Raw genomic sequence first — 13160 nt, 5'->3', positions numbered from 1 at the left:
AAACCATGACATTGAAAGAGTTATTGGTTGGTTTCGGCACCCAGGTGCGCAGCATTTGGATGATAGGCCTGCACGCCTTCGCCAAGCGCGAAACCCAGATGTATCCGGAAGAACCGGTTTACCTGCCGCCGCGCTACCGTGGCCGCATCGTGCTGACGCGCGATCCGGACGGCGAAGAGCGCTGCGTGGCTTGTAACCTGTGTGCGGTTGCCTGCCCGGTGGGCTGTATCTCGCTGCAAAAAGCAGAACAGAAAGATGGCCGTTGGTACCCGGAGTTCTTCCGCATCAACTTCTCGCGCTGCATTTTCTGCGGCCTGTGCGAAGAAGCTTGCCCAACGACCGCGATCCAGCTGACGCCGGATTTCGAAATGGGTGAGTTCAAGCGCCAGGATCTGGTGTACGAAAAAGAAGATCTGTTGATCTCGGGGCCGGGTAAATATCCGGAATATAACTTCTACCGGATGGCCGGTATGGCGATTGACGGCAAAGCCAAGGGCGAAGCCGAAAACGAAGCCAAACCGATCGACGTCAAAGGTCTGTTGCCTTAAGGAGCCAGCAAGCATGGAAATTGCCTTTTATCTGGCAGGTTTTATTGCGGTGATCGCGACAATTCGCGTGATCTCGCATACCAATCCTGTGCATGCGTTGCTGTATCTGATCGTCTCGTTACTGGCGATCTCTGCAGTCTTTTTCTCACTCGGCGCTTACTTTGCCGCGGCACTGGAAATCATTGTCTACGCCGGTGCCATCATGGTGCTGTTCGTGTTCGTGGTGATGATGTTGAACCTCGGCAACGCGGTGCAGCAACAAGAGCGCGATTGGCTCAAACCGTCGGTGTGGATCGGCCCTGGCATCTTGTCGCTGGCGCTGTTGGTGGTGCTGATTGTCGCTATCCGCAGCGTGTCCGATCAGGGCATCAGCGGTGAGATGGTTGACGCTAAAGCGGTGGGGATCAGCCTGTTTGGTCCTTACGTTCTGGCGGTTGAGCTGGCTTCAATGCTGCTGTTGGCAGGTCTGGTTGTTGCCTTCCACATTGGCCGTGAGCACAAACCGGGTGAGGTGTTGAGCAACGCCCCGGCCGGTAGCGAAATGGCGAGAAGAAAATCGGAGGAGCAAGCATGATCCCTCTTCAACATGGCCTGATCCTGGCGGCAATTCTGTTCGTCCTGGGTCTGACCGGGTTGCTGGTGCGTCGCAATCTGCTGTTTATGCTGATCAGCCTGGAAGTGATGATCAACGCCGCGGCACTGGCGTTTATCGTGGCGGGCAGCTATTGGGGCCAACCGGACGGGCAGGTGATGTATATCCTGGCGATCAGCCTGGCAGCCGCCGAGGCCAGTATTGGTCTGGCATTGCTGCTGCAGCTTTACCGTCGTCGTCATACCCTGAATATTGATACTGTCAGTGAGATGCGCGGATGAACCTATTATATTTAACTATTCTGCTACCGCTGATCGGGTTCCTGCTGTTGGCCTTCTCCCGAGGCCGCTGGTCTGAGAACACCTCGGCAATCGTCGGCGTAGGCTCTATCGGCCTGGCTGCTCTGGTCACGGTCCACGTGGGTATGGACTTCTTCGCCCAGAAAGCCACGGGTGTGCAGCTGTTTGAGCAAAACCTGTGGAACTGGATGAGCGTCGGTAATTTCAATATCGGCGTGACCCTGACGCTGGACGGCCTGTCGCTGACCATGCTGTCAGTGGTGACCGGCGTGGGCTTCTTCATCCACATGTTCGCTTCCTGGTACATGCGCGGTGAAGAGGGCTACTCACGCTTCTTCGCGTACACCAACCTGTTTATCGCCAGCATGGTGGTATTGGTGCTGGCAGACAACCTGTTGCTGCTGTACCTGGGTTGGGAAGGCGTGGGCCTGTGCAGCTACCTGTTGATCGGTTTCTATTACAAGGATCCGGCCAACGGTGCGGCGGCAATGAAAGCCTTCATCGTGACCCGCGTCGGTGACGTGTTCCTGGCATTTGCGCTGTTCATCCTCTACAACGAGCTGGGCACGCTGAACATCCGCGAACTGATGATCCTGGCACCGCAAAAACTGGCGGTCGGCGATACGGCGATCACCTGGGCTACGTTGATGTTGCTGGGTGGTGCGGTCGGTAAATCGGCGCAGTTGCCGTTGCAGACCTGGCTGGCAGACGCGATGGCGGGTCCAACCCCGGTTTCTGCACTGATCCACGCAGCAACCATGGTGACCGCGGGCGTTTACCTGATTGCCCGTACTCACGGCCTGTTCCTGATGGCGCCGGAAGTGTTGCATCTGGTGGGCATTATCGGGGCGGTGACCCTGGTGCTGGCCGGCTTTGCCGCGCTGGTGCAGACCGATATCAAGCGCGTGCTTGCCTACTCCACCATGAGCCAGATTGGCTACATGTTCCTGGCGTTGGGCGTGCAGGCGTGGGATGCGGCTATCTTCCACCTGATGACCCATGCGTTCTTCAAGGCGCTGCTGTTCCTCTCCTCCGGTTCGGTGATCCTGGCCTGCCACCACGAGCAGAACATCTTCAAGATGGGCGGCCTGCGCAAGAGCATTCCGCTGGTTTACGTCTGCTTCCTGGTGGGTGGCGCTGCGCTGTCGGCACTGCCGCTGATCACCGCAGGCTTCTTCAGTAAGGATGAGATCCTGGCCGGTGCGATGGCTAACGGTCACATCAACCTGATGATTGCCGGTCTGGTCGGTGCGTTCATGACCTCGCTGTACACCTTCCGTATGATTTTCATCGTGTTCCATGGCGAAGAGAAAATCAAAGCGCATGCCGGTAAAGGCATCACTCACCACCTGCCGCTGTTGGTTCTGCTGGTGCTGTCCACCTTCGTTGGCGCGATGATTGTTCCGCCATTGCAGGGCGTACTGCCAGACACCACCGAGCTGGCGCACGGTAGCGTGCTGCAACTGGAGATTACCTCCGGCGTAGTGGCTATTGTCGGCATCCTGCTGGCGGCGGCGCTGTGGCTGGGCAAACGTAGCCTGGTGACCCGCATTGCCAATAGCGCACCGGGGCGTTTCTTCTCGACCTGGTGGTTCCATGCCTGGGGCTTCGACTGGCTGTACGACAAAGTGTTCGTCAAGCCGTACCTGGGTATTGCGAAGTTGCTGCAGCGTGATCCGCTGAACTCGATGATGAATCTGCCGGCCATCTTCTCCCGCTGGGGGAACCGTGGTCTGACAGTGAGCGAGAACGGTCAGGTGCGTTGGTATATAGCGTCTATGGGTGTGGGTGCAGTGGTCGTATTGGCTCTGTTGATTCTGGTTTAATTGAATAATTTAAACAGACGCATTTTTCGGGCGTAGCGCCCTGCAGGGCAGGCGCTACGTACAAAGTTTGAAATTATTCGTATAAGGGACACAAAACGCCATGCTATTACCTTGGCTAATTCTTATCCCCTTTATTGGCGGTCTGCTGTGCTGGCAGTTTGAGCGCTTCGGTACTAAGGTGCCGCGCTGGATTGCGTTGATCGCAATGGGGCTGACATTGGCGCTTTCTCTGTATCTGTGGATGCAGGGTGGCTACACATTGACTACGCCGAAAGGCATTCCGCAGTGGCAGTCTGAATTCCTGCTGCCGTGGATCCCTCGCTTTGGTATTTCCATCCACCTGGCGCTGGACGGCCTGTCACTGCTGATGGTGGTGCTGACCGGCCTGCTGGGCGTGCTGGCCATTCTCTGTTCCTGGCGTGAAATCCAGAAATACCAGGGCTTCTTCCACCTGAACCTGCTGTGGATCCTGGGTGGGGTAATCGGCGTGTTCCTCGCCATCGACATGTTCCTGTTCTTCTTCTTCTGGGAAATGATGTTGGTGCCGATGTACTTCCTGATTGCACTCTGGGGTCACAAGGCGTCGGACGGGAAGACCCGTATCACTGCGGCTACCAAGTTCTTCATCTATACCCAGGCCAGCGGTCTGGTGATGTTGATTGCCATCATGGGCCTGGTGTTCGTGCACTATAACGCGACCGGCGTGTGGACCTTCGATTACGAAGACCTGCTGCAGACGCCAATGTCCCATAACGTGCAATACCTGTTGATGCTGGGCTTCTTCATCGCCTTTGCGGTGAAAATGCCGGTGGTGCCATTGCACGGCTGGTTGCCTGATGCGCATAGCCAGGCACCCACCGCAGGTTCTGTTGATCTCGCGGGGATCTTGCTGAAAACCGCGGCCTACGGCATGTTGCGTTTCAGCCTGCCGCTGTTCCCGGAAGCGTCGCACGAGTTTGCGCCAATCGCCATGTGGCTGGGCGTGGTCGGTATCTTCTACGGTGCCTGGATGGCATTTGCGCAGACCGATATCAAGCGTCTGATTGCTTATACCTCGGTTTCCCATATGGGCTTCGTGCTGATTGCCATCTACACCGGCAGCCAACTGGCTTACCAGGGTGCGGTGATCCAGATGATTGCGCACGGTCTGTCTGCGGCCGGTATGTTCATCATCTGTGGCCAGCTGTACGAACGTCTGCATACCCGCGACATGCGTGAAATGGGCGGCCTGTGGGGGCGTATCAAATACATCCCGGCGCTGTCGCTGTTCTTCGCAGTGGCGACCCTGGGGATGCCGGGTACCGGTAACTTCGTCGGTGAATTCATGATCCTGTTCGGCAGCTATCAGGTTGTGCCGGTGATCACCGTGATTTCTACCTTCGGTCTGGTGTTTGCTTCGGTTTACTCGTTGATCATGATGCAGCGCGCCTATTACGGCAAAGCCAAGTCTGACCAACCGTTACCGGGCATGACCGCGCGTGAGCTGTTCATCATTCTGCTGTTGGTGGTGTTGCTGGTTCTGCTGGGGGTTTACCCGCAGCCGATTCTGGATACTTCCAATGCGGCGATGAGCAACGTGCAACACTGGTTTGGTTCGTCAGTTTCAGCAATTTCAACAACAAGGCCGTAATTCGCCATGACAATAACTCCTCAACAACTGATCGCATTGTTACCACTGTTGATCGTCGGATTGACGGTGGTGGTTGTGATGCTAGGCATTGCGTGGCGACGCGACCACTTTATCAACGCCACCCTGACCGTGATCGGTCTAAACCTGGCGCTGCTTTCGCTGTACTTTGTCGGCCAGGCAGGCCCAATGGACGTCACCCCGCTGCTGCGGGTTGACGGCTACTCGATGTTCTATACCGGGCTGGTGATTCTGGCGAGCCTGGCGACCTGTACCTTCGCCTATCCTTGGCTGGTCGGTTACCCGGACAACCGCGAAGAGTTCTACCTGCTGGTGCTGATTGCTACCCTGGGTGGCATTCTGCTGGCGAGCGCCAACCATCTGGCGTCGCTGTTCCTCGGTATTGAACTGATCTCGCTGCCGCTGTTCGGTCTGGTGGGTTATGCCTACCGCCAGAAGCGTCCGCTGGAAGCGGCCATCAAGTATATGTTGCTGTCCGCTGCCGCGTCGTCATTCCTGCTGTTTGGTATGGCGCTGCTGTATGCCGAGTCCGGCGACCTGTCACTGGCCGGCCTGGGCAAAAGCCTGCAAGAAAACATGATGCACCAGCCGCTGGTCCTGGCGGGTATGGGCATGATGATTGTCGGTCTGGGCTTCAAGCTGTCGCTGGTGCCGTTCCAACTGTGGACGCCGGATGTGTATCAGGGGGCGCCTGCGCCGGTTTCAACCTTCCTGGCGACCGCCAGCAAGATTGCAATCTTCGCCGTGGTGATGCGTTTGTTCCTGTATGCACCGGCCGCCGACAACGAAGCGCTGCGCATGGTGCTGTCGATCATTGCCGTCTGCTCCATTTTGTTCGGCAACCTGATGGCCATCAGCCAGACCAATATCAAGCGTCTGCTGGGTTACTCGTCGATCGCCCACCTGGGTTATCTGCTGGTGGCGTTGATTGCGGTGCAAACCCATCAGCTGTCGTTGGAAACCGCCGGGGTTTACCTGGCCGGTTACCTGTTCAGCAGCCTGGGCGCGTTTGGCGTAGTCAGCCTGATGTCCAGCCCGTACCGTGGCCCGGATGCCGATTCACTGTTCTCCTACCGTGGTCTGTTCTGGCATAAGCCAATTCTGTCTGCGGTAATGACGGTGATGATGCTGTCACTGGCCGGTATCCCGATGACTCTGGGCTTTATCGGTAAGTTCTTCGTTATCGCGATGGGTGTCAGTGCTCACCTGTGGTGGTTGACCGGCGCAGTGGTGCTGGGTAGTGCCATCGGTTTGTACTACTACCTGCGTGTGACCGTCAGCCTGTTCCTCAGCGCGCCGGAAGCGCTGCAGCGCGATACCCCGAACAACTGGGCGTTGACCGCAGGCGGTGTGGTGGTGTTGATCTCCGCCGCGTTGGTGTTGCTGCTGGGGGTTTATCCGCAGCCGCTGATTACGCTGGTGCAGATGGCACAGCCGATGTTCTGATTGGCATCAAGGCAGTAAAAAAGGTCGCTTCGGCGACCTTTTTTTATGGGGATGGGGAACAGATTAAAGCGTCATCTGCGCCGGGCGACAGTGGTACAACTCTGCCAGCTTTTCCCTGGTTTTTTTTTGCGGTTTGGAGTCGATGGCTTCCCACTGAGAAACGGCAGATTGGGTAGTGCCCAGTTTTGTCGCCACATCGTACTGCGAGAAGCCGCGGAAAACTCGCCATGCGGCGATCAGGCTGATGTTCTGATCCAACATGATAGAGACCACTTCGTGAGGAACCGTTTCATCATCGTGCGCGTCGCTATTATAGGGGATAGACTCATAGTCATCTTGCCGGCCTACCAGCTTTTTATATTCATCGAGAGGCAATACCACGTACAGCGGTTTGCCTGATTCATCATGGATATACTGTAACTTCGCCATCTGGCATACCTCTGGTTGTAAATTTCGGCTCAACGCTGTTCAGTACGTTGTCGACGTTCTGCGCTTCACCTGTTGGATCAGACAGACAATGGGTTCATCATCAGTCATCTCAAAAATAATGCGATAGCTGCCGACGCGCAGGCGGAATTGGCTGTCAGCACCCTGCAATTTTTTGATATCCAGTCTGACGGCAGGAAACGTGCTTAACAGCCCAACCTTGTTTTTAATGGCTGAGCGATCCTGTGTAGGTAGCGTCATCAATTGCTTAAGTGCTTTGCGCGACCAGTTAACCTTTGCCATCATTCCCTCGACTGTGGGGGCACGTCCTGTGCGTTAATTAGATAATAAGTTTTTAATCTAATAATGGCAATGCGGTGAAATGAGATAAGAGGGGCGGGTACATCACCCTAACCCCTGAATGGGTGAGATCAGCCGGGATTGTTTTTAAACGAGGTTTCCAACGCCTGCACTACGGCACGTACCCGCGCGGCGCGCTGCAGGTCGGGGTGCAGTACCAGCCAGATATCTACCCAGTCTTTATTCTCCGGGAAGATACGCACCAGATCCGGGTCCTTGTCCGCCAGGAAGGAGGACAGCAGGCCGATGCCCAATCCGTTACGCGTTGCCGAGCGCAACAGCAACTGTGAATTGCACTGCAAAACTACATTGGGGTCGATCAGCGCTTCGCCACAAAAGTCGTTCCAGTGGCGCGGCACCAGCTCGCGTGGAAACATCAGCAGATCATGGCCATTCAGGTGGTCGCCCTTGGTCGGCAGTCCGTGTTTGTCGAGATAGTCCTGAGTGGCATACAGCCCCATTTCGATGGTTGCCATACGTTTGATAATCAGCTCATCGGACTCGGGCCGGGCGCCACGGATCGCCAAATCCGCTCCTCGGTAGGAAATATCAGAGATATTCACCGCCGTCAGCAGGGTGACGGTGATTAACGGATGTTGCTCCCGCAGCGCTTTCAAGGCCGGAATGACAAAGGCCTCGGCCATGGTGTCGGTGGTGGCGATGCGCACGTTACCGCACAGGCTGTCGTCGCCGCTGGTGGCCTTGCGGCCAATCGCCTGCACGGCATTTTCCATATTCATCACGTCTGCCAGCATTTCCTCACCCAAAGGGCTGAGGGAGAATGATTTCGGCGTGCGGATAAACAGCTTGGAGCCCAGGCTCTCTTCAAAAGCGGTAATACGCCGTCCGACGGTGGCCTGGTCGACGTGTAGTTCATTGGCGGCCTTTCGTAAAGTGCCGCAGCGGGCTACTGCCAGGAAGAAGCGTGCGTCATCCCAATTCATCATGCCATTTCCTTTATGCTGGCTTATCGGCCTTGTTGGTGTTCATTCTTGCGCAACCTTACGGGCACGGGTTTAGGCGACAAGTCAGGGCTGGTATCATAATTATTTATTATGTTTCAGGATATGAATAAATGCATTAACGTGAAGCGATTTTGCATCTTTATTTTTACCCGACAATCTTTATCCTTATCAACGTTTATGCTGTGATCTGGCGCACGTTTTGTGCCAATGTTACCCTAAACGCGAAAGCAGATGCGCATGAGAGCCTGTCTCTGTTGGCTAACAGCCTGGTGGGATCGACTCTGAATCAGGTTGGCCAACCACGACTGGACATTAAAAATGGAGTCTCACGCAGAGAAGTTATACACCCCCGTAGCACTGGCAACTGCGGATGGTGTCAGGGTTATTGCCACGCCCGGCACGAAAGCGGCGGAGCAAACAAACGCTGATGTGATTATCCAGGGTCTTGAAGCTCGGGGCATTCAGCATATATTCCTGGTACCCGGCAAGCTGGTGTACCCACTGATTAAATCCATTGAACATTCAGCCATTAGCGGCATCGTCGGCGCTCATGAAACCGCCTGCGGCTTTATGGCCGACGGCTACGCCCGCGCCAGCCGCAAGTTTGGCGTTTGTCTGGGCATCTCCGGCCCCGGCACCATGAATTTCCTGCCGGCAATGGCCGCGGCCCAGGCCGATAAAATCCCGGTGCTGTATCTGGCCGGCGGTATCGCCACTTATCATGAAGCGCAGGGCGCTTTCCAGGACGGCAGCAATAGCGGCATTGATGAGCTGACTATCGTCAAACCGCTGCTTTCCGCCGCGATAGAAGTGAAAAATAATCTTACGTTGCAGCACGAGCTGCGGCGCAGTTTGTCCTGCCTGAACACCCAGCGTAAAGGCCGCGCTTATTTAAGCGTGCCGGTCGATATGCAAAAGAAAACGGTAGCCGGCAATTATGAAGCCAGCCCACAGCGTACGCCACAGTGCCGTGAAGCGGCGATCGACCAACAGGCGCTGGAGCAGGTGTTGGATGATTATCTGCTGCGCGGGCTGAACGTTGCCTGCCTGGTGGGTAACCGCATGAATAATCCGTTGGATGCCGCACTGCTGCTGCGCCTGGCGGAGAAATACCGCTTGCCGGTTGCCACTACGCTGTCCGGCAAGGGCGCTTTTCCCGAAGGGCACGAGCTGGCGCTGGGGCTGTATGGTTTCGCCGGTCATACCCGGGCGGTGGAAACCATCAATGGCGACGAGGTCGACGTGCTGCTGGTGCTGGGCTGCGATCTCAGCCAGCGCGACAGCCTGAACTGGAATTCACGGCTGCATGGCACCAAAACGCTGGTGGTGATCGATGAGGATTTTGACAAGGTCAGCTCGCATTATCAGCCGGACATGCAGATTTTCTCCAGCCTGACCGATACGCTGCGGCACCTGCTGGATGCGGTCAGCGATGAAGATCAGCATCTGGTCGCCATCAAGAGCCTGCGCAATGGCTGGCTTGAACAGGTGCGCCAACTGCCGTTGGAGCAACAGCAGCCCGATTTACAGGCGCGCCTGGCCTTGGGTGAAGCCAATATGTACCCCGGCGACGCCATCAAACGCATTCGCAGCCGAATGGGCCCGGACACCAACGTAGTGGTCGACTCCGGCGCGCACCGCATCTTTATGGCGCACCATTGGCTGGCCAGCGGGCGTGGTGATTACCATACCTCAAGTTCCCTGGCACCGATGGGCTGGGCGATTTGTGCCGGCATTGGTATCAAGCTGGCGGCGCCGCACCGCGACTGCGTGGTGGTCAGCGGCGACGGATGCATGTTGATGCACGGTATGGAGATCCAGACCGCCGCCCGTTATCAGGTCAAAATGACCTTTGTGGTGATGAACAACTGCGCCCACGGGGCGATGCATATCGACACCTTGCAGAACCGCGGCGTCTCGGCGGACTACACGGCGTTGCCAAACCACGACTGGAAGGCCTTCGCCAACAGTCTGGGGGTTTCTTCTGCCAGGGCGTCAACGCTGGAAGAGCTGGATGAGGCACTGGTCGCGGCGGCTGAGCACGAAGGCCCGTTCCTGATAGAAGTGTTGGTAGGAAATCATGTGGCACCTAATCGCTACTATGCCGAGAGCATCGTAGAATACGAGCAGCGTATCAAAGGCTTGTAACGACGTAGCCCTGTTATTGCGGGAGTCGTCATTATTGTCCTTTGTATCACGCCATTCTATTTTACTTACAGTAGTCATGGAGCGATAACGATGTATAAACTGACACTTCTGGCATTAATGATGGCCTTTCAGGGCTATGCACAGGCCGCTGACGACCACGGCGAAGGCATTACCAAAGAAACCCTGCTGAAAACCGAGACCTCGTGGGAAGGTTCGCCGTACCAGCACTATCCGGCCGGTGCTCCGCAGATCACCATGCTGAAAGTCACCGTGGAACCGAACAAGGTGCTGGCCTGGCATACCCATCCGTGCATCAGCGCGGTGTATATGACCGGCGGCAGCGTTTCGCTGACGGTAAAGAAAACCGGTGTGAAGCACACCTTTAAGCAGGGCGACTCCTTTACCGATACGGTAGATATCGTGCATCAGGGCGTTTCCGGCGATAAAGGGGCCGAAATGCTGGTGTTCTTCGCCTGTGCCGATAACAAGCCGTTGACGGTGAAAGCCGCCGAATAATAGCCGTCGTCTTTCACACCGCGATGCTGTTGCCGTAGGGGCGAATAGATTCGCCCCGTTTTATTTTTGTCGCCCATTGGGGCGGCACTCCGAGGAAATCATGGTTGCTTTGTGGATGGTTGTCGCCAGCGGGTTCTTTGCGCTGATGGGGGCCAGCATCAAACTGGCTTCGGCCAAAGTCGGCTTTTTCGACATCATTTTTTATCGCTCTGTGATTAACGTGCTGATCGTTGCCGCGTTAATTCAGGTTAAAAACCTCGGTTTTCGCACCCGCCATCTGGGTCTGCATATGAAACGCGCCGCCATCGGCAATGCGGCAATGTACTGTGGCTTCTACTCGCTGATCCATTTGCCGATCGCCACTGCCACCACGCTGGGCTACACCAACCCGATCTTTCAGTCGGCGATCGCCTTTGTCACCTCCAAAGGCCAGTTGACCGGCAAGCTGCTGTTCTCGGTGCTGCTGGGGTTTATTGGCATTCTGGTGCTGCTGCGGCCCGATACGCCGAACGGTGAGTATGCCGCCACGCTGATTGGCCTGCTTTCCGGCCTGCTGACGGCGCTGGCCTATTTTAACGTCGGCAAGCTGGTGCGCACGGGCGAGCCGGAGCTGCGGGTGGTGTTTTACTTCTCGCTGGTGGGCACGATAGTGGGCGCCGTGATGACCACGGTAGTGGGGTTCAGTACGCTGGATAGCGCCATGATACTGTGCGTCTGCGCCATCGGCGTGTTCGGCAGCCTGGGGCAAATTACCATGACCCGTGCCTATGGCAGCGGTAATGCGGTGATAGTCAGCATTCTTTCCTACAGCACCATCATTTTCTCCACGCTGCTCGGTTATCTGCTGTTTGGCGAGAAACTGTCTTATATTGCCGCGGGCGGCATGGCGTTGATTATTCTTTCCGGTGCGCTGGCTATTTTGAAACGCGCCCCGGCGAAGGTCACCAAAGCTGAAGCCGTGTAATTTTGCATTCAACAGAATGCATTAATGAATCACTATGATGCATTCTTGGCTATTTTGACGGTTATACCCGAAAGGTATGATAAACGCGTTTCCTGATGAATTTGGTTTCAGGGCTTGGTGTTTATCCAGATTGTTTCGGGAGAGAAAAATGTCTGAAGGTGTGGCTGTTGATGAAGCGGCTAAAGCGAATTCGGGCACGTCGCATTTTGCCATTCTGCTGTTTTTAGCGCTGGCATTAATGTCTGCATTGCTCAACAGCAGTGCACCGACGCCGCTTTATCCGCTTTATCAACATGAGTTGGCGTTAAGCTCGGTCAGCCTAACGGTCATTTATGGCGCCTATGCCGCTGGCGTACTGATCTCACTGTTCGGCGTGGGCAACATGGCCGGCAAGGTCAAAGACTTGCGCAGCATGATTGTGCCGGCTTTGCTGGTGGTGCTGGCCGGGGCTTTGCTGTTCTCGATGGCCGATTCGTTTTTGATGATGTTTATGGCGCGTTTGCTGGCCGGGATCGGCACCGGGGCATTAACCGGTGCGGCCAATATTGCGCTGGTGCGTTTTGGGCCGAAAGACGGCGGTAAAAATGCGGCGCTGATTGCTACGCTGTCGTTTACCACCGGCCTGGCGTTGGGGCCGATTTTCAGCGGTGTGGCGCTGCAAACCGGGTTCCATACCACTTCGCTGCCGTTCATTATCATTATGGCGGTGGCGGCAGTGGCCGCGCTGGGCGTGATGCTGAAATGGCCGGTTGAAGTGGTGGTCGCGCCGTTAAGCGGGGCGGCGGCGGTTGATGGCGCAGCGGAAAAAAGCTCATTGGCTGACGGCCTGCGTGCGACCGGTGGCAAGTTCTACCTGTGTGCCGGTGCACTGTTTATCTGTTGGGCGGTGGCTGCCAGCATTTTGGCGATTGGCCCGAGCGTGTCGGAAAAGCTGCTTGGCATGCACAGCCGCGGTATTTATGGTTACGTGATCGCGGTTTACCTGGTGATTGCCGGTATCAGCCAGATCCTCAGCCGTCGTGTTAATGCACGTCACTCGCTGATGTTTGGCTGCTTGGCGCAGGCGTTGTCGGTGGTGGTGTTCGCCGAAGCGATTCAAATTCACTCGTTGGCCCTGGCCAGTGCCGGTATGGTGATTGCGGGTTACGCCTACGGGGCAATTTTTGTCGGCAGCGCCACGTTGGTGAACTTGATTTCGCCGAAGGCCAGCCATGCAAGACTGATTTCGCTGTTTTATGTTATTGCTTATATCGCCAACTGGGTACCGATTCTGTTGGGGGTAGTGATTGACCATGCCAGCCTGCATCTGGCGGTCAACCTGTTATTTATGGTCAGTGCCGTGGTGTGCTTGATTTTGAGCTTTATGGTGACCCGTGCGGGCTTCCCGCGTTGAAATATTCTTGTTCTTTTAAGCGGAAGTCT

Annotated in this window: 13 protein-coding genes; 10 read left to right on the top strand and 3 right to left on the bottom strand. The window is 56.0% G+C overall.

The window, feature by feature from the left end; all coding sequences use genetic code 11:
* The first annotated feature begins 5 nt into the window (after positions 1-5).
* From nuoI to nuoN, 6 genes are all read left to right on the top strand, one after another.
* Positions 6-548 carry an NADH-quinone oxidoreductase subunit NuoI gene (nuoI, locus tag ACSOSI_RS17710; protein ID WP_004947256.1) on the top strand — a complete coding sequence of 181 codons (543 nt, stop codon included), beginning with the start codon at positions 6-8 and terminating at the stop codon, positions 546-548.
* A 13-nt stretch (positions 549-561) separates the two neighbouring features.
* Positions 562-1122, top strand: coding sequence for an NADH-quinone oxidoreductase subunit J (gene nuoJ, locus ACSOSI_RS17705; RefSeq protein WP_012146015.1), 561 nt, complete (start codon positions 562-564; stop codon positions 1120-1122).
* Entirely contained in the window at positions 1119-1421 is a 303-nt protein-coding gene (gene nuoK, locus ACSOSI_RS17700) for an NADH-quinone oxidoreductase subunit NuoK (RefSeq protein ID WP_012146014.1), read from the top strand. Before nuoJ ends, nuoK begins: the two co-directional genes overlap by 4 nt.
* Complete coding sequence (gene nuoL, locus ACSOSI_RS17695; RefSeq protein WP_012146013.1) at positions 1418-3265, top strand: NADH-quinone oxidoreductase subunit L; 1848 nt, start codon at positions 1418-1420, stop codon at positions 3263-3265. The genes nuoK and nuoL overlap by 4 nt, the downstream gene beginning before the upstream one ends.
* Positions 3266-3365: 100 nt before the next feature.
* Complete coding sequence (gene nuoM / locus ACSOSI_RS17690) at positions 3366-4895, top strand: NADH-quinone oxidoreductase subunit M (RefSeq protein ID WP_012146012.1); 1530 nt, start codon at positions 3366-3368, stop codon at positions 4893-4895.
* A gap of 6 nt (positions 4896-4901) precedes the next feature.
* On the top strand, positions 4902-6359 hold the full coding sequence (gene nuoN, locus ACSOSI_RS17685; protein WP_012146011.1) for an NADH-quinone oxidoreductase subunit NuoN: 1458 nt from the start codon (positions 4902-4904) through the stop codon (positions 6357-6359).
* Between the two features lie 63 nt (positions 6360-6422).
* Here the strand turns inward: nuoN and ACSOSI_RS17680 are convergent, their stop codons facing one another.
* From ACSOSI_RS17680 to ACSOSI_RS17670, 3 genes are all read right to left on the bottom strand, one after another.
* Positions 6423-6788 (bottom strand): helix-turn-helix domain-containing protein, encoded by a 366-nt coding sequence (locus ACSOSI_RS17680; protein WP_261277588.1) that lies wholly within the window; start codon positions 6786-6788, stop codon positions 6423-6425.
* 39 nt (positions 6789-6827) lie between these two features.
* Positions 6828-7088, bottom strand: coding sequence for a type II toxin-antitoxin system RelE family toxin (locus ACSOSI_RS17675; protein ID WP_261277587.1), 261 nt, complete (start codon positions 7086-7088; stop codon positions 6828-6830).
* 128 nt (positions 7089-7216) lie between these two features.
* A complete protein-coding gene (locus ACSOSI_RS17670; RefSeq protein WP_261277586.1) occupies positions 7217-8092 on the bottom strand; it encodes a LysR family transcriptional regulator in 876 nt (291 codons plus the stop codon).
* A 336-nt stretch (positions 8093-8428) separates the two neighbouring features.
* Between ACSOSI_RS17670 and ACSOSI_RS17665 the strand changes: the two genes are divergently transcribed.
* From ACSOSI_RS17665 to ACSOSI_RS17650, 4 genes are all read left to right on the top strand, one after another.
* Positions 8429-10258 (top strand): thiamine pyrophosphate-binding protein, encoded by a 1830-nt coding sequence (locus ACSOSI_RS17665; protein ID WP_476705883.1) that lies wholly within the window; start codon positions 8429-8431, stop codon positions 10256-10258.
* A 90-nt stretch (positions 10259-10348) separates the two neighbouring features.
* On the top strand, positions 10349-10774 hold the full coding sequence (locus ACSOSI_RS17660) for a cupin domain-containing protein (RefSeq protein ID WP_017893486.1): 426 nt from the start codon (positions 10349-10351) through the stop codon (positions 10772-10774).
* 100 nt (positions 10775-10874) lie between these two features.
* Positions 10875-11738, top strand: a complete 864-nt coding sequence (locus tag ACSOSI_RS17655) for a DMT family transporter (RefSeq protein WP_012146007.1) — start codon at positions 10875-10877, stop codon at positions 11736-11738.
* A gap of 148 nt (positions 11739-11886) precedes the next feature.
* The gene (locus ACSOSI_RS17650; protein ID WP_261434195.1) at positions 11887-13131 is read left to right on the top strand and encodes an MFS transporter; all 1245 of its coding nucleotides are present in this window, start codon (positions 11887-11889) and stop codon (positions 13129-13131) included.
* Positions 13132-13160 lie beyond the last annotated feature (29 nt).

The organism is Serratia sp. AR11, assembly GCF_056376275.1.
This window is presented reverse-complemented; position numbering and strand designations above follow the sequence as displayed.

What these genes read in the sequence shown, in the direction of transcription:
- nuoI (WP_004947256.1), top strand. Translation starts at nt 6, where the DNA reads ATGACATTGAAAGAGTTATTGGTTGGTTTCGGCACCCAGGTGCGCAGC.
- nuoJ (WP_012146015.1), top strand. Translation starts at nt 562, where the DNA reads ATGGAAATTGCCTTTTATCTGGCAGGTTTTATTGCGGTGATCGCGACA.
- nuoK (WP_012146014.1), top strand. Translation starts at nt 1,119, where the DNA reads ATGATCCCTCTTCAACATGGCCTGATCCTGGCGGCAATTCTGTTCGTC.
- nuoL (WP_012146013.1), top strand. Translation starts at nt 1,418, where the DNA reads ATGAACCTATTATATTTAACTATTCTGCTACCGCTGATCGGGTTCCTG.
- nuoM (WP_012146012.1), top strand. Translation starts at nt 3,366, where the DNA reads ATGCTATTACCTTGGCTAATTCTTATCCCCTTTATTGGCGGTCTGCTG.
- nuoN (WP_012146011.1), top strand. Translation starts at nt 4,902, where the DNA reads ATGACAATAACTCCTCAACAACTGATCGCATTGTTACCACTGTTGATC.
- ACSOSI_RS17680 (WP_261277588.1), bottom strand. Translation starts at nt 6,788, where the DNA reads ATGGCGAAGTTACAGTATATCCATGATGAATCAGGCAAACCGCTGTAC.
- ACSOSI_RS17675 (WP_261277587.1), bottom strand. Translation starts at nt 7,088, where the DNA reads ATGGCAAAGGTTAACTGGTCGCGCAAAGCACTTAAGCAATTGATGACG.
- ACSOSI_RS17670 (WP_261277586.1), bottom strand. Translation starts at nt 8,092, where the DNA reads ATGATGAATTGGGATGACGCACGCTTCTTCCTGGCAGTAGCCCGCTGC.
- ACSOSI_RS17665 (WP_476705883.1), top strand. Translation starts at nt 8,429, where the DNA reads ATGGAGTCTCACGCAGAGAAGTTATACACCCCCGTAGCACTGGCAACT.
- ACSOSI_RS17660 (WP_017893486.1), top strand. Translation starts at nt 10,349, where the DNA reads ATGTATAAACTGACACTTCTGGCATTAATGATGGCCTTTCAGGGCTAT.
- ACSOSI_RS17655 (WP_012146007.1), top strand. Translation starts at nt 10,875, where the DNA reads ATGGTTGCTTTGTGGATGGTTGTCGCCAGCGGGTTCTTTGCGCTGATG.
- ACSOSI_RS17650 (WP_261434195.1), top strand. Translation starts at nt 11,887, where the DNA reads ATGTCTGAAGGTGTGGCTGTTGATGAAGCGGCTAAAGCGAATTCGGGC.